Here is a 14,669-nt window from a genome sequence, read left to right as displayed (position 1 = left end):
AAAATGAATCGCGCCATTGTTGGCGCGTTCATTTAAAGTTCTTGTTCGAATAACCCAAGAATTGCTTCACGTAGCTGTTCTGCCGTAAAACCTCTAGCCGGTGTGGTAAAAATGGTGTCATCACCAGCGATACTGCCAAGTATACCTTCTGCTTTACCAAGAGAATCTAGCAGACGGGCAATAAGCTGTGCAGCACCGGGACTTGTGCGAATGACAACAATTGAATGGTTGTGATCAACGTCCAGTACCAAGTTTTTTAGTGGGCTAGTGGCTGTTGGGACGCCAAGTTCAGCAGGTAGACAGTAGACCATCTCCATTTTGGCATTACGGGTGCGAACAGCACCAAATTTAGTGAGCATTCTGGAAACTTTGGATTGGTTAATGTTCTCAAAACCTTCTTCCAGTAAAGCAGTGACAATTTCACCTTGAGAGCTAAATTTTTCTTCTTTCAATAACGCCTTGAAAGCTTTTACTAAATCTTCCTGTTTAGAGGGAGTACGCATATTTCACCATATTCAATCAGCTATGAAGCTTGCCATTATGCATATAAATGAATTTTTATGCAATAATAATGATTTTATAGCCAATTTGAACCATGAAAAATTGGTCTTATGTTATATAGAAATTCATAAAACATGAATATGAAAATTTGCTTTTTTTAATGGGTTATCAGGTAAATATATTGTTAATCAAATGATGTTGTTTGGCGTTGTTGTTGGGTGTAAGGTATTTAGCCTATTATTTCGTGAAATCGTAGAGAAATTCTCAAAATAGTGTCCATTATCTCATTAACAGATAAGCATTTTGCCTAGAATACGGCGACTTTTGCGTCCCACTATTAGAGCGTAAGTCCACAATTTGGCTGTTAACAGATTGTTTTCAAAAACGTAGTAATCTATGGTTCTTAACCAGATGAATTTACAGCATTTTAAAGTATAAACGATTTAAGGAGTATCAGGATGAAAGTTGCAGTTCTCGGTGCAGCCGGTGGTATTGGTCAGGCTCTTGCTCTTCTACTAAAAACCCAGCTTCCTTCAGGTTCAGAACTCTCTTTATATGATATCGCTCCGGTGACGCCTGGGGTGGCTGTTGATCTGAGCCACATTCCAACGGAAGTGAAAATTAAAGGTTTTGCTGGTGAAGATGCAACTCCCGCATTAGAAGGAGCAGATGTTGTATTGATTTCTGCCGGGGTTGCCCGTAAACCAGGTATGGATCGTTCAGATCTGTTTAATGTTAATGCGGGGATCGTTCGTAACCTGGTAGAACAAGTGGCTAAAACTTGTCCGAAAGCACTGATTGGGATTATTACTAACCCAGTCAACACAACTGTAGCTATTGCAGCCGAAGTGCTGGAAAAAGCGGGTGTATATGACAAAAATCGCCTGTTTGGCGTCACGACCCTGGATGTTATTCGCTCTAATACTTTTGTTGCTGAATTGAAAGGTAAAAAACCACAGGAAATCGAAGTACCCGTTATCGGTGGTCATTCTGGTGTGACAATCTTACCTCTGTTGTCTCAGGTCCCTGGTGTGAGCTTTACTGATGAAGAGCTGGTTTCCTTGACTAAACGTATCCAGAATGCCGGTACTGAAGTGGTAGAAGCTAAAGCGGGTGGAGGGTCTGCAACTTTGTCTATGGGGCAAGCTGCGGCTCGTCTGGGCCTCTCTCTAGTCCGCGGCTTACAAGGCGAAAGTGATGTTGTGGAATGTGCTTATGTTGAAGGTGATGGCGAATATGCTCGCTTCTTCGCTCAGCCGATTCGTTTGGGTAAAAATGGTGTAGAAGAGCGTTTGGACATTGGTCAATTGAGTGATTTTGAACAGGCAGCACTGGAAGGCATGCTGGATGTATTGAGAAAAGATATAGAATTAGGCGAAAAATTTATTAATAACTAATTAATATATTTTATAAGTAAAAAATATATATCTATGAAATAATAAAACCGCTGGTATAGAGAATTACCGGCGGTTTTTATTCAACTAATATAATTCGTTAGCTAATTATTTGTTTGTTCGCGTACTTTCCTTTCTAATAACTCTCCAGTATTTGGATCAAAATAACGACTTGGCCAAATTTCTGAAGGGTGTATTTCCAGATAATTCGCAATTATCCATTCCCCCTTTGGCCACGGGCGAGATAGCGCATTAGCTAGGGTCGATGAGCTAAGCCCTGCTCTGCGTGATACTTCAGCTAAGGTTGTTCCCCGCTTGCGTAAAGCTGCAATTATATCGGCAGGATGCCAATCAGATTTCCTTGAAATCATTTTTAATCCTTTTTTTATTAAATTTGATGCTATCTTAGTGGTATAAATAACAGGTACGCATGAGAGCAATAACGAACTTAAACCTGTTATTGAGAAATAAAATAGCATTATTTTTCTAAAAATATTTCCAAATTTTTTCTTAAAGGCTTCTTTTTTGAACTTGGTAACAAAAATAGAGAAACGTGATGAAAAAAGAGTGGTATTCGGCCAAGGAGTTAATCGGCGTGGGTGAGTTACCTGGATCACCACAAGGAGTTAATGCCAGAGCAAAACGCGAGGAGTGGTTACGTCAGAAAAGACAAGGTGTGCAAGGTAAAGCAGTCGAGTATCACTACTCCTGTTTCCCGGAAACGACCATTGCAGCATTGGAGCTTCATGAATCATCTTCTGAGTATCAGGTGCAGAAACAAGATCCTTTATCGATTTGGGTTGGAGCTTTCCATCAGTTATCAGAATCTGAGAAACAGGCTGTGACAGCCATGATCTTACGGGATGGTATCAGAAGTTTTTTAGAAAAAATTTCTGTTATTTAACCCACTTTTGGAAATTAAAAATGCCAACTAACTTGGATTCTTCTTCATTATCCCGGTGCAAAGTGAGAAGAAAAGTATGAAAAAAGAATGGTACTCAGCTAAAGAGCTGGTTGGTATTGCCGGACTTCCTTCTTCGCCACAGGGAATAAATCTGATGGCAAGGCGGGAAGGATGGGAATATAGACGTAAACGGGGTGTTCAGGGCAAGGCTCTTGAATATCATATAAATAGTTTGCCTGAGGATGTACTTAATGTGCTATCTGTAGGGGAAAGCACTATTGATTATGCAAACAAACGGCAAGACCCATTCTTAATTTGGATTGAGGCTTACTATCAATTAACTAAAGTTGAGCGGGAAAAAATTGTGAAATTTATCCTTCGAGAGGGGCTGGCAAAACTTATTGGTTATATTGATGTAGGTGTTGAAGACGCAGAGAAAAACCTGGAGTCAGATTAACCCCAGGTTTTGTTCTATCGATTAAGAAAGGCGTTGTACGGCAATATGGGCTAACCCCACGAGTGCTTGCTTGTATGGGGAGTTTTCCAGCGCCTGCAAAGCAGCTATTGCTTTATCTGCTTCTTCCTCTGCTCGTTTACGGGTATATTCCAGTGAGCCGCATTGTTTCATGGTTGCCAGCACGGTTTCGAGTAAATGGCGGCCATTACCTTTTTCAATTGCTTCACGAATAAGTACTGATTGTTCTGGAGTACCATGATTCATAGCGTGCAGCAAAGGCAATGTCGGTTTACCTTCGTTAAGATCATCTCCAGTATTTTTGCCTAATGTATCGCTATCGGCATCATAATCGAGTAAGTCATCTATTAACTGGAATGCAGTGCCTAAATAACATCCGTAATTTTGCAAAGCTGTTTCTTGCTCTGGGGTGGCGTTAGAAAGAATTGCGGAAGAGTGGGCGGCGACTTCAAACAATCGGGCTGTTTTACTGTAAATCACCCGCATATAATCATCTTCAGAAATATTTGGATCATTGCAGTTCATCAACTGTAAAACTTCGCCTTCAGCGATAACATTGGTTGCCTCTGACATCAACTTAAGAACTCGCATGGAGTTAAGAGCTGTCATCATCTGGAAAGAGCGGGTGTATATAAAATCACCAACTAGTACGCTTGCTGCATTACCAAACATGGCATTGGCAGTTGCTTTGCCACGTCGCATGTCTGATTCATCCACGACGTCATCATGTAACAGAGTCGCTGTGTGGATAAATTCAATCAATGCAGCAACAGTAATATGCTTATCACCCTGATAACCCAATGCTCTGCTAGCTAGGATGGCAATGATTGGCCGGAGGCGTTTTCCACCGCCACTGATTATGTAGTAGCCCAACTGATTAATAAGCGTAACGTCAGAATTCAACTGACTAAGAATGGTTTCATTTACCGCTGCCATATCATCAGCGGTTAGCTTGATAATAGATTCTAAATTCATATTTTTTCGGCTATGGGTTTTAATGCAGAGCTGTGTTCATATTAACATTAAAATAGTTATTGCTGTGTCTTGATTGTACTCGAAAAACAGTCTAAATAAATGACAATTCAGCAACTATGTTTTTTTATCATCTGCTCTAATTCTGCACTTGTCTTCTTAGGCTTTTTTGCGTAGAATTCGCGCCCTATTATGAATATTTATAGCGCGCTCTGGAATGATATTTAAGGGGGCGTGCGGAAAGCGGAGTTTATATGTACGCGGTTTTCCAAAGTGGTGGTAAACAACACCGAGTCAGCGAAGGTCAAACAATTCGCCTGGAAAAGCTGGACATCGCAACGGGTGAAACTGTTGAGTTTGACCAGGTTCTGATGGTCGCTAATGGTGATGACATCAAAATCGGCGCTCCTGTCGTTGAAGGCATTAAAATCAAAGCTGAAGTGGTTGCCCACGGTCGTGGCGAGAAAATTAAAATCGTTAAGTTTCGTCGTCGTAAACACAGCCGTAAGCAGCAAGGCCACCGTCAGTGGTTCACCGATGTTAAAATCACTGGCATCGCTTAAGATTTAGGAGAGCAGATTAATGGCACACAAAAAGGCTGGCGGCTCAACTCGTAATGGCCGCGATTCTGAAAGCAAACGTCTGGGTGTAAAACGTTTTGGTGGCGAGTCTGTATTAGCAGGCAGCATCATTGTTCGTCAACGTGGCACTAAATTCCACGCTGGCAATAACGTTGGTTGTGGTCGCGATCACACCCTGTTCGCATTAGCTGACGGGAAAGTTAAATTCGAAGTTAAAGGCCCGAAAAACCGCAAATTTATCAGCATCGAAGCTGAATAAGTTTTTCGAGTTATAAACCGAATCAGAAGCCCTGCATGTGTTGCGGGGCTTTTTATATTCTAAAATACGCCATCTCTGGGTAACAACGGCCGTCCAGCACTGTAATGGCTATCATACGGAGAAAAATATGAAATTTGTAGATGAAGCCAGAATACTGGTTGTTGCGGGGGATGGTGGCAATGGTTGTGTCAGCTTCCGTCGTGAAAAATATATTCCGAAAGGTGGGCCAGACGGTGGAGATGGTGGAGATGGTGGAGATGTCTATCTGCTAGCAGATGAAAATCTCAATACACTGATTGACTATCGTTTTGAAAAATCCTTTCGGGCAGAACGTGGGCAAAATGGTCAAAGCCGTGATTGTACAGGCAAGCGTGGTCAGGATATCACGATTAAAGTCCCTGTTGGGACCCGTGTCTGTGATGCGGCAACCGGTGAGGTTCTAGGCGATATGATTCGTCATGAACAGCGCTTAATGGTAGCGAAAGGTGGATTCCACGGGCTTGGCAATACCCGCTTTAAATCTTCTGTTAACCGGGCTCCTCGTCAAAGAACGATGGGGACCTCAGGTGAAACCCGTGAATTGATGCTGGAGCTGATGCTGTTGGCCGATGTTGGTATGCTAGGAATGCCAAATGCGGGCAAATCCACATTTATCCGTGCTGTTTCTGCTGCTAAACCGAAAGTTGCAGATTATCCATTTACCACTCTGGTACCAAGCTTGGGTGTAGTAAGGATGGATAACGAACAAAGTTTCGTTGTGGCTGATATTCCAGGGCTCATTGAAGGTGCTTCCGACGGCGCTGGCTTGGGTATTCGTTTCTTGAAACATTTGGAACGTTGCCGGGTATTACTGCACTTAATTGATATTTGCCCTGTTGATGAATCAGATCCTGTTGAAAATGCCCGGATTATTGCCAACGAGCTACAGCAATACAGTGAAAAATTGGCAGAAAAACCGCGTTGGTTGGTATTCAATAAAGTTGATTTGTTGGAGCCAGAGGAAGCTAGACAGCGTGCCCAAGCTATTGCTGATGAATTGGGTTGGGAAGGCGACTTTTATATGATCTCAGCGATAAATCGTCTGGGCGTTAAAGCGCTTTGCTGGGATATTATGGAGTTTATGAAAACTCAGCCTCGTAATATGAGCATAACAGAAGGTGAAGCTCACCCTGAGAAAGTTGAATTTATGTGGGATGACTACCATAAAAAACAATTGGAACAGGTTTCGGAAATAGACGATGACTGGGATGACGATTGGGACGAAGATGACGATGAAGGTGTTGAGGTTATTTATAAACGCTGATTCTTTCATTTTCTCATCTGATTCTTTTACTTTCTCATCATAGTTAAGGGCGCCATATTTGAAATGGCGCCAATTTTATCAGTTATATTGATATAAATCTTTGTATAGTCTGCTTTCAAATCGAATCAAAGGAGCTCGACGGTTGCGATGCTCTTTTGGCGGTACGGCGTAAGCAGAAATAAACTGCACGAAAGCAACTTGTTGGCCGCTAGCAGTGGTTATAAAGCCAGCCAGATTATAAACTCCTTGCAGGGCACCGGTTTTAGCCGAAACTTTTCCGTTAACTCCTGCTTCATCCAGCCCTCCCCGGTATCTTAATGTGCCATCATGACCCGCCAATGGCAGCATGGAAATAAAGTCTAATTCTTGATCATGTTGAGCGATAAACTGTAATACTTCCATCATGGTTGCAGGAGTAATCAGATTATGGCGGGATAATCCTGAGCCATCCACCATCACGGTATTTCCTAGATCGATACCTGCTTTTTGTTTTAACACTTGCCGTACCGCATCAGAGCCTGAACGCCAGGTTCCCGGTATATCAAAGTGTTGTCGGCCTATTGTCCGAAATACGGTATCGGCAATCATATTGTCAGATTTTTTTAACATAACTTTCAGCAGATCATGTAATGGTGCTGATTGATTTTGAGCCAGAATTTTTCCCGGTTCAGTTGGTAAGCTTTGGCGTTTGAGATTACCTGTGATTTCAATTCCTGCAATTTGTAATTCATTTTTGAGAATTGCCCCTGCATAGCTAGGACCATTTTGAATCGCGAAAGCCAGTGGCAACGGTTCACTGCGTTGGGTAAGGCATCCGGTGAGTGTAAAACGGTTAAGTTCTCCGGGAATGACATCCAGTTCACAGTACTGGCTTTCGGGAGAGCCTTTTGCCAACGTCTTAACTTCACTGAACATATTCACAGGATAAAAGGATGCTACGCGGATAAATGCGGTATCACCGGGGCGTTCAGCACTATATACCGAAACTGAAAAACAGTTTCGATCTACAATTGCGGCAGCAGGGGGAGCACTGAAGCATTGGGTCATGTCATTCCATACCCAACCGGGAGCTTTATCGTGGCTGGCAAAAGCGGAAACATCGATGAGAAGATCGCCGTCAACTTTTTCCACGCCAGATTGTTTTAGAGCGGTGACCATATTGCGAAGTTGTTGACGGGTCAGTGTTGGATCTCCAACAAAACGAGCGATCAAATTCCCTTTCAGGACACCGTTTGAAATTTTCCCGTGACTTTCCAGTGTAGTGATAAAGCGATAATCTTTACCCAGTTGTAACAATGCGGCAAGAGCTGTGACAACTTTCAGCGTACTCGCTGGTAGCGCCATTTGCTGCCCGTGATAATCAATTAACGGGGTATTGGCACCGACTTTTTGAGCGATTAACGCCAGATTAGTACCATCAGGCAGATATTGCGTATATTCCTCAACGGGTGTGGCGTTTGCGTTGAGTGTAATTAAATACAGAACGGTGACGCAAACTAATCTGCTGGCAATTTTAAAGAAGGACATAAATTTCGCATATGGATGTAGACGTACCACAATACTAAGGCGCAAAGTGGGGAAAAGTAAACGATGACCCATCACCAAGTCTACGTTAGAATGATATATTAATATGTAAAATATGATTGTGAACTCTGGGTAGCCCTGTAGTTTGCACCATTGTTTATTGTCTGGAAGCCCGCCCGACAAGGTGTGCTCATTGTGCTGTTATCTGAAAACATCAGGATGATGCTTGTTTTTTTGCTCAGGAAAGATTTAGAGGATTAATAAATGAAACAGATTCCAATGACGGTACGTGGCGCGGATAAGTTGCGCGAAGAGTTAGATTATCTAAAGAACGTACGCCGTCCAAAAATTATTTCAGACATTGCTGAAGCGCGTGAACATGGTGATCTGAAAGAAAACGCTGAGTATCACGCTGCTCGTGAACAACAAGGTTTCTGCGAAGGTCGTATTCAAGAAATCGAAGCTAAGCTTTCTAATGCACAAGTGATTGATGTCACAAAAATGCCTAAGACTGGACGTGTTATTTTTGGGACGACAGTTACGGTTTTGAATATTAATACTGATGAAGAGCAGACTTACCGGATTGTGGGTGATGATGAAGCAGATATTAAAGAAAATTTAATCTCTGTGAATTCACCCATTGCCCGTGGTTTGATAGGTAAAGAAGTTGATGACGTTGTTATTATCAAAACACCAGGTGGTGAAGTTGAATATGAAATCCTGAAAGTTGAATATATTTAACTTCAGGATTGGCCTGTTGCTATTGGTTTACGTTAGGTAAAGCTGCACAAGGATCGTGGAGAAAGTAAAAAAGGCCGGATATGGCCTTTTTTATCATAATATGCGCACGGCATTTTATATAAATGAGGTTTGATTATTTAGGTAAAATAATTTTTCGTTCTTCCGATTGACGGTAAAGAACCAAGGTTTTACCGATAATTTGCACATTATATGCGCCGGTCTCGCGGACAATTGCATCAGCGATCAAATTTTTGGTTTCACGATCTTCGCCTGCGATTTTGACTTTGATAAGCTCATGGTGTGACAGTGTTTGCTCAATTTCGGCCAACACACCCTCGGTCAGGCCGTTATTACCAATCATGACGACAGGTTTTAGTGGGTGAGCGAGACTTCTCAGGTGTTGTACTTGTTTTTTGTTAAGGGTCATTGTTTTTTTGCTTAGTTAGGATTGAAAACGGGACATTCTACCGCCATCTCATCTCTATCACCATAAATAGTGTGTTGTGGTTTTGGTGTATGGAGCAATAGATATCTGGCTCTTTATTCGTAGTATAGTTGGAAAGGACAATGGCCAATAAAAAACGTTCGGCAAGCTCCAGTCGCTGGTTACAAGAACACTTTAGTGATAAATATGTTCTGCAAGCACAGAAAAAAGGGCTTCGTTCTCGCGCTTGGTTTAAACTTGACGAAATTCAACAAAGTGACAAAATTTTTAAGCCTGGCATGACCGTTGTCGATTTAGGCGCAGCTCCTGGTGGATGGTCTCAGTACGCAGTGAGTCAAATTAATGATAATGGGCGAGTGATTGCCTGTGATCTTTTACCGATGGATCCCATTGTTGGCGTCGATTTCCTTCAGGGTGATTTTCGAGATGAACTTGTATTGAAAGCATTGCTTGAGCGAGTTGGTGATAACAAAGTCCAGGTCGTCATGTCGGATATGGCGCCCAATATGAGCGGAACACCTGCGGTCGATATTCCTCGATCCATGTATCTGGTTGAATTGGCGTTAGATATGTGTCGTGATGTGCTGGCCCCCGGGGGGAGTTTTATTGTCAAAGTGTTTCAGGGAGAGGGCTTTGATGAATACCTGAGGGAAATTCGCTCCCTATTTACGAACGTGAAAATTCGTAAGCCAGACGCTTCGCGGGCACGATCGCGTGAAGTATACATTGTAGCGACAGGGCGGAAACTATAGTACCCTGAATGCTATTTGTTAACACAGTTGTAATATGAGGTTAATCCCTTGAGTGACATGGCGAAAAACCTGATTCTCTGGTTAGTTATCGCAGTTGTGCTGATGTCGTTATTCCAGAGTTTTGGTCCCAGCGATTCCAATAGTCGTAGGGTGGATTATTCTACCTTCATCAATGAATTAGCCCAGGATCAGGTGCGCGAAGTTCGTATCACAGGTCGTGAAATTAACGTTAGTAGGAAAGATAACAGCAGATACACCACTTACCTACCAGTACAGGATGAAAAACTGTTAGATACGTTACTGAATAAAAACGTAAAAGTGGTTGGTGAACCTCCAGAGGAACCAAGTCTGCTAACTTCTATTTTCATTTCCTGGTTCCCGATGTTATTGCTTATTGGGGTCTGGATTTTCTTTATGCGTCAGATGCAAGGCGGCGGCGGTAAAGGGGCAATGTCTTTTGGTAAAAGCAAGGCCCGTATGCTGACAGAAGATCAGATTAAAACCACTTTTGCTGATGTTGCTGGTTGTGACGAAGCGAAAGAAGAAGTTGGTGAACTGGTGGAATATCTGCGAGAGCCAGGCCGCTTCCAGAAGTTGGGTGGAAAAATTCCGAAAGGTATTCTGATGGTCGGGCCCCCGGGTACGGGTAAGACTTTACTGGCAAAAGCAATTGCTGGTGAGGCAAAAGTGCCGTTCTTTACTATCTCTGGTTCCGACTTTGTTGAAATGTTTGTTGGTGTTGGTGCATCCCGTGTTCGTGATATGTTCGAGCAGGCGAAGAAAGCAGCACCTTGTATCATCTTTATTGATGAGATTGATGCGGTGGGCCGTCAGCGTGGCGCTGGTTTGGGCGGAGGTCACGATGAACGTGAGCAGACTCTGAACCAGATGCTGGTTGAGATGGATGGTTTTGAAGGCAACGAAGGTATTATCGTTATTGCCGCGACTAACCGTCCCGACGTACTTGATCCTGCGTTGCTGCGCCCTGGTCGTTTTGACCGTCAGGTTGTTGTTGGTTTGCCAGACGTACGTGGCCGTGAGCAGATTCTGAAAGTTCATATGCGCCGGGTTCCTCTGGATACTGATGTTGATGCTTCTGTCATTGCTCGCGGTACTCCGGGATTCTCTGGCGCTGATTTGGCTAACCTGGTGAACGAAGCTGCTTTGTTTGCTGCTCGTAGTAACAGACGCGTAGTTTCTATGGTTGAATTCGAAAAAGCGAAAGACAAAATCATGATGGGCGCAGAACGCCGCTCGATGGTGATGACGGAAGAGCAAAAAGAATCAACTGCTTATCATGAAGCAGGTCATGCCATTATTGGTCGTCTGGTTCCTGAGCATGATCCTGTTCATAAAGTTACCATCATTCCGCGTGGCCGCGCTTTGGGTGTGACTTTTTTCCTACCGGAAGGAGATCAGATCAGCGCTAGTCGCCAGAAATTGGAAAGTCAGATTTCAACCTTATATGGAGGTCGTCTGGCGGAAGAGATTATTTACGGTCCAGACAGTGTTTCTACTGGTGCATCTAACGATATCAAAGTGGCGACATCAATTGCTCGTAACATGGTGACGCAGTGGGGTTTTTCGGAAAAACTCGGCCCATTACTCTATGCAGAGGAAGAAGGAGAAGTGTTCCTTGGCCGTTCAGTTGCTAAAGCTAAGCACATGTCTGATGAAACTGCTCGTCTTATCGATCAGGAAGTGAAGGCAATTATCGATCATAACTATCAACGTGCTCGTCAGATTCTGATGGACAACCTTGATATTCTGCATTCGATGAAAGATGCATTGATGAAGTACGAAACTATTGATGCCCCCCAGATTGATGACTTAATGAATCGTACAAATGTGCGCCCACCAGCTGGATGGGAAAGCGATAATGGCAGCAATAATAACAGTCGCCCAACAGGCAATACACCTCCTCCGCAGACTACAAAACCAACTGGTGATATCAATACATTGGCGCAAGGTGGTGAACAAGTAGGGCAGTCAGGAAATAAAGATCAGTAATTGTTCCATTGTTTCGTAATCTGATTGATATATTCATGAAACCCCAGGTAAGCCCTGGGGTTTTGACATTGAAGGTAGCCTGACATGAACCTTAGAGTCAGAGATAATATTCTCAATCTTTCTCGTCCACAAATAATGGGTATTTTGAATGTGACTCCAGATTCATTTTCTGATGGTGGGGTTCATAATACTCTGGATATGGCCTTACGACATGCTGAAAAGATGATTGATGAAGGGGCCGCAATCATTGATATCGGTGGGGAATCTACCCGTCCGGGAGCTGATGAAGTCAGTGAACAGGAAGAAGTGGAGCGTGTTGTTCCGGTTGTTGAGGCTTTAGCCCAACGATTCAATATTTGGATTTCTGTTGATACCTCGAAAGCATTGGTGATGAGCGAATCAGCAAAAGCTGGCGCTCATTTGATTAATGATATTCGTGCATTGCAAGAGCCTGGTGCTTTGGAAAGTGTGGCTAAATCTGGCTTACCTGTTTGTTTGATGCATATGAAAGGCCAACCACGGACGATGCAGGATGCGCCACATTATGAAAATTTGTTAAGTGAAGTGAAACAATTTTTTACTGAACAAATTGAACGTTGTGTGATGGCAGGGATAGCAAAAGATAAACTTGTTCTTGATCCGGGCTTCGGTTTTGGCAAGAACTTGGCGCATAATTATCAGTTACTGGCACATTTAAACCAATTTCATCAATTTGGTTTACCTGTGCTGGCAGGAATGTCACGTAAATCTATGATAGGTCAGTTGCTTCATGTACCGCCGCAAGAAAGGGTTGTTGGTAGTGTAGCTTGCGCTGTTATCGCTGCTATGCAAGGGGCGCAAATTATCCGGGTGCATGATGTCAAAGAAACCGTGCAGGCAATGCAAATTGTCGAAGCAACACTTTCAGCAAAGGAAGAAAAGAAATTATGAGTAACCGTAAATACTTTGGTACTGATGGTATCCGTGGCAAAGTGGGCAATAGCCCAATTACGCCAGATTTTGTGTTAAAGCTTGGTTGGGCTGCGGGTAAAGTACTGGCTCGTCATGGTTCTCGTAAGATCATTATCGGTAAGGATACCCGTATTTCTGGCTATATGCTGGAATCTTCTTTAGAAGCAGGTTTAGCTGCGGCTGGTTTGTCGGCTTCGTTCACTGGCCCTATGCCAACACCTGCTGTTGCTTATTTGACTCGTACCTTCCGTGCTGAAGCTGGAATTGTTATCTCTGCTTCTCATAATCCTTATTATGATAATGGTATTAAATTCTTCTCTATTGACGGTACGAAACTGCCGGATGATGTGGAAGAGGCAATTGAAGCTGAAATGGAAAAACCGCTGACTTGCGTGGAATCAGCAGAGCTGGGGCGTGCAAATCGTATTGTTGATGCTGCTGGCCGTTATATTGAATTCTGTAAAGGTACATTTCCAAGTGAGCAAAGTCTTAATGGATTGAAAATTGTACTTGATTGCGCTAATGGTGCGACCTACCACATTGCCCCAAATGTGCTCAGAGAACTAGGAGCTAATGTTGTGACGATTGGCTGTGAGCCGAACGGTATCAATATTAATGAAAAATGTGGTGCTACCGATGTTCGTTTATTGCAACAACGTGTTGTAGAAGAGAAGGCGGATGTTGGTCTGGCATTCGATGGTGATGGTGACCGCGTTATTATGGTTGATCATTTAGGGCAGAAAGTTGATGGCGACCAAATCCTTTATATTATTGCCCGTGAAGCATTGAGACAGGGGCAACTGCGTGGCGGAGTTGTTGGTACGCTGATGAGTAATATGGGATTGGAGCTGGCATTGAAGCAGCTTGGTATCCCATTCTTGCGTGCTAAAGTGGGGGACCGTTATGTGCTGGAAAAATTGCAAGAAGAGGGTTGGCGTTTAGGTGCCGAAAATTCTGGCCATGTTATTTTGCTGGATAAAACAACGACGGGGGACGGTATTGTTGCTGGCCTTCAGGTTCTGAGTGCTATGGTTCGTAACCATATGAGTTTGCACGATCTGTGTAGTGGTATGAAACTTTTGCCGCAGGTGCTGGTAAATGTTCGTTTCTCCGGTTCACACGATCCACTTAAATCGGAAACTGTAATTAATATTACTAAATCTGTTGAAGCTGAATTAAATGGACGTGGACGGGTATTGTTACGTAAATCTGGTACTGAGCCATTGATTCGTGTCATGGTCGAGGGTGAAGATGATGTGCAAGTCACTGCTTTGGCCCATCGTATTGCTGATGCAGTGAAACATGCGGGTTAATTTGTTGTTTTTTTCCTCAAGTAATTCTGATTATTGAAATTAACCTTGCGTATCAGATGTGGTTTGGTTAGTATTCACACCCACTCGGTCAGGTGATTAGCCTGTTTGAGTGGGTGATGTGGTATAAGGTAGCCACATAGATTGTGGTAAACCCCACGAGGATATAGGTACGACATATGCATGAAGCTCTTTTAGTTGTTTTCTTGCTGGTTGCTATCGGGCTGGTTGCCTTGGTTATGCTACAGCAAGGTAAAGGTGCTGATATGGGTGCTTCCTTTGGTGCGGGTGCCTCTGCAACGCTGTTTGGTTCATCGGGTTCTGGTAACTTTATGACTCGTATGACTGCGATTTTCGCTACTCTGTTTTTCATTATTAGTTTGGTGCTTGGTAATCTGACCAGTAACCAAACCGGTGCAAGCAGCAAGTGGGAAAACATTGGCGAGCCTGCTAAAGTTGAGAAATCAATGGAGATTCCAGCGGCACCAGCAGCACCAAATAGTGATATTCCGCAGTAATCATCATAAGAAAGAATTGAAATGGGGCT

Annotated in this window: 17 protein-coding genes; 12 read left to right on the top strand and 5 right to left on the bottom strand. The window is 43.3% G+C overall.

All coding sequences use genetic code 11. The features are described from left to right. Positions 1 to 32: 32 nt before the first annotated feature. A complete protein-coding gene (argR, locus tag OO184_RS04525; RefSeq protein ID WP_036776550.1) occupies positions 33 to 503 on the bottom strand; it encodes a transcriptional regulator ArgR in 471 nt (156 codons plus the stop codon). Between the two features lie 456 nt (positions 504 to 959). Here argR and mdh point away from each other — a divergent pair, with 456 nt between their 5' ends. Continuing rightward, positions 960 to 1,898, top strand: coding sequence for a malate dehydrogenase (gene mdh, locus OO184_RS04520; RefSeq protein ID WP_265378154.1), 939 nt, complete (start codon positions 960 to 962; stop codon positions 1,896 to 1,898). Between the two features lie 101 nt (positions 1,899 to 1,999). Here mdh and OO184_RS04515 read toward each other — a convergent pair whose 3' ends face one another. Continuing rightward, positions 2,000 to 2,266 (bottom strand): helix-turn-helix domain-containing protein, encoded by a 267-nt coding sequence (locus OO184_RS04515; RefSeq protein WP_011148622.1) that lies wholly within the window; start codon positions 2,264 to 2,266, stop codon positions 2,000 to 2,002. Between the two features lie 185 nt (positions 2,267 to 2,451). On the opposite strand from OO184_RS04515, the gene OO184_RS04510 reads away from it, so the two are divergent. Further along, entirely contained in the window at positions 2,452 to 2,799 is a 348-nt protein-coding gene (locus OO184_RS04510) for a DNA-binding protein (RefSeq protein WP_283256217.1), read from the top strand. 76 nt (positions 2,800 to 2,875) lie between these two features. Beyond that, positions 2,876 to 3,256, top strand: a complete 381-nt coding sequence (locus OO184_RS04505; RefSeq protein ID WP_049585090.1) for a DNA-binding protein — start codon at positions 2,876 to 2,878, stop codon at positions 3,254 to 3,256. Positions 3,257 to 3,277: 21 nt separating this feature from the next. Here the strand turns inward: OO184_RS04505 and ispB are convergent, their stop codons facing one another. Beyond that, positions 3,278 to 4,249 carry an octaprenyl diphosphate synthase gene (gene ispB / locus OO184_RS04500; RefSeq protein ID WP_265378152.1) on the bottom strand — a complete coding sequence of 324 codons (972 nt, stop codon included), beginning with the start codon at positions 4,247 to 4,249 and terminating at the stop codon, positions 3,278 to 3,280. A 251-nt stretch (positions 4,250 to 4,500) separates the two neighbouring features. Between ispB and rplU the strand changes: the two genes are divergently transcribed. The 3 genes from rplU (at position 4,501) to cgtA (ending at position 6,389) form a co-directional block, all read left to right on the top strand. Next, entirely contained in the window at positions 4,501 to 4,809 is a 309-nt protein-coding gene (gene rplU / locus OO184_RS04495) for a 50S ribosomal protein L21 (protein ID WP_214052309.1), read from the top strand. A gap of 19 nt (positions 4,810 to 4,828) precedes the next feature. After that, positions 4,829 to 5,086, top strand: coding sequence for a 50S ribosomal protein L27 (gene rpmA, locus OO184_RS04490; RefSeq protein ID WP_011148617.1), 258 nt, complete (start codon positions 4,829 to 4,831; stop codon positions 5,084 to 5,086). A 127-nt stretch (positions 5,087 to 5,213) separates the two neighbouring features. Next, complete coding sequence (gene cgtA, locus OO184_RS04485; protein WP_265378151.1) at positions 5,214 to 6,389, top strand: Obg family GTPase CgtA; 1,176 nt, start codon at positions 5,214 to 5,216, stop codon at positions 6,387 to 6,389. Between the two features lie 78 nt (positions 6,390 to 6,467). Here the strand turns inward: cgtA and dacB are convergent, their stop codons facing one another. Continuing rightward, complete coding sequence (gene dacB / locus OO184_RS04480) at positions 6,468 to 7,916, bottom strand: serine-type D-Ala-D-Ala carboxypeptidase (RefSeq protein WP_265378150.1); 1,449 nt, start codon at positions 7,914 to 7,916, stop codon at positions 6,468 to 6,470. 261 nt (positions 7,917 to 8,177) lie between these two features. Here dacB and greA point away from each other — a divergent pair, with 261 nt between their 5' ends. Then, positions 8,178 to 8,654, top strand: a complete 477-nt coding sequence (greA, locus tag OO184_RS04475) for a transcription elongation factor GreA (RefSeq protein ID WP_049585094.1) — start codon at positions 8,178 to 8,180, stop codon at positions 8,652 to 8,654. Positions 8,655 to 8,787: 133 nt separating this feature from the next. Here greA and yhbY read toward each other — a convergent pair whose 3' ends face one another. Beyond that, positions 8,788 to 9,081, bottom strand: coding sequence for a ribosome assembly RNA-binding protein YhbY (yhbY, locus tag OO184_RS04470; protein ID WP_049585095.1), 294 nt, complete (start codon positions 9,079 to 9,081; stop codon positions 8,788 to 8,790). A gap of 140 nt (positions 9,082 to 9,221) precedes the next feature. Between yhbY and rlmE the strand changes: the two genes are divergently transcribed. The 5 genes from rlmE to secG all read left to right on the top strand — a co-directional run bounded on the left by rlmE (position 9,222) and on the right by secG (position 14,640). Further along, a complete protein-coding gene (rlmE, locus tag OO184_RS04465; protein ID WP_049585096.1) occupies positions 9,222 to 9,851 on the top strand; it encodes a 23S rRNA (uridine(2552)-2'-O)-methyltransferase RlmE in 630 nt (209 codons plus the stop codon). Positions 9,852 to 9,908: 57 nt separating this feature from the next. Beyond that, complete coding sequence (gene ftsH, locus OO184_RS04460) at positions 9,909 to 11,861, top strand: ATP-dependent zinc metalloprotease FtsH (protein WP_088374111.1); 1,953 nt, start codon at positions 9,909 to 9,911, stop codon at positions 11,859 to 11,861. A gap of 84 nt (positions 11,862 to 11,945) precedes the next feature. Next, positions 11,946 to 12,791: a dihydropteroate synthase gene (gene folP, locus OO184_RS04455; RefSeq protein ID WP_265378149.1), complete on the top strand. Its 846-nt coding sequence runs from the start codon at positions 11,946 to 11,948 to the stop codon at positions 12,789 to 12,791. Continuing rightward, positions 12,788 to 14,125, top strand: a complete 1,338-nt coding sequence (gene glmM / locus OO184_RS04450) for a phosphoglucosamine mutase (RefSeq protein WP_265378148.1) — start codon at positions 12,788 to 12,790, stop codon at positions 14,123 to 14,125. Before folP ends, glmM begins: the two co-directional genes overlap by 4 nt. A 176-nt stretch (positions 14,126 to 14,301) precedes the next feature. Further along, on the top strand, positions 14,302 to 14,640 hold the full coding sequence (gene secG, locus OO184_RS04445) for a preprotein translocase subunit SecG (protein WP_265378147.1): 339 nt from the start codon (positions 14,302 to 14,304) through the stop codon (positions 14,638 to 14,640). Positions 14,641 to 14,669: the final 29 nt, after the last annotated feature.

Source organism: Photorhabdus aballayi (assembly GCF_026153155.1).
GTDB lineage: Bacteria > Pseudomonadota > Gammaproteobacteria > Enterobacterales > Enterobacteriaceae > Photorhabdus > Photorhabdus luminescens.
The sequence above is the reverse complement of the archived record's forward strand: the minus strand, read 5'-3'. Positions and strand labels throughout refer to the sequence as shown.

Excerpts from the sequence above, each read along its gene's own strand:
- argR (WP_036776550.1), bottom strand. The coding sequence starts at position 503 with ATGCGTACTCCCTCTAAACAGGAAGATTTAGTAAAAGCTTTCAAGGCG.
- mdh (WP_265378154.1), top strand. The coding sequence starts at position 960 with ATGAAAGTTGCAGTTCTCGGTGCAGCCGGTGGTATTGGTCAGGCTCTT.
- OO184_RS04515 (WP_011148622.1), bottom strand. The coding sequence starts at position 2,266 with ATGATTTCAAGGAAATCTGATTGGCATCCTGCCGATATAATTGCAGCT.
- OO184_RS04510 (WP_283256217.1), top strand. The coding sequence starts at position 2,452 with ATGAAAAAAGAGTGGTATTCGGCCAAGGAGTTAATCGGCGTGGGTGAG.
- OO184_RS04505 (WP_049585090.1), top strand. The coding sequence starts at position 2,876 with ATGAAAAAAGAATGGTACTCAGCTAAAGAGCTGGTTGGTATTGCCGGA.
- ispB (WP_265378152.1), bottom strand. The coding sequence starts at position 4,249 with ATGAATTTAGAATCTATTATCAAGCTAACCGCTGATGATATGGCAGCG.
- rplU (WP_214052309.1), top strand. The coding sequence starts at position 4,501 with ATGTACGCGGTTTTCCAAAGTGGTGGTAAACAACACCGAGTCAGCGAA.
- rpmA (WP_011148617.1), top strand. The coding sequence starts at position 4,829 with ATGGCACACAAAAAGGCTGGCGGCTCAACTCGTAATGGCCGCGATTCT.
- cgtA (WP_265378151.1), top strand. The coding sequence starts at position 5,214 with ATGAAATTTGTAGATGAAGCCAGAATACTGGTTGTTGCGGGGGATGGT.
- dacB (WP_265378150.1), bottom strand. The coding sequence starts at position 7,916 with ATGTCCTTCTTTAAAATTGCCAGCAGATTAGTTTGCGTCACCGTTCTG.
- greA (WP_049585094.1), top strand. The coding sequence starts at position 8,178 with ATGAAACAGATTCCAATGACGGTACGTGGCGCGGATAAGTTGCGCGAA.
- yhbY (WP_049585095.1), bottom strand. The coding sequence starts at position 9,081 with ATGACCCTTAACAAAAAACAAGTACAACACCTGAGAAGTCTCGCTCAC.
- rlmE (WP_049585096.1), top strand. The coding sequence starts at position 9,222 with ATGGCCAATAAAAAACGTTCGGCAAGCTCCAGTCGCTGGTTACAAGAA.
- ftsH (WP_088374111.1), top strand. The coding sequence starts at position 9,909 with ATGGCGAAAAACCTGATTCTCTGGTTAGTTATCGCAGTTGTGCTGATG.
- folP (WP_265378149.1), top strand. The coding sequence starts at position 11,946 with ATGAACCTTAGAGTCAGAGATAATATTCTCAATCTTTCTCGTCCACAA.
- glmM (WP_265378148.1), top strand. The coding sequence starts at position 12,788 with ATGAGTAACCGTAAATACTTTGGTACTGATGGTATCCGTGGCAAAGTG.
- secG (WP_265378147.1), top strand. The coding sequence starts at position 14,302 with ATGCATGAAGCTCTTTTAGTTGTTTTCTTGCTGGTTGCTATCGGGCTG.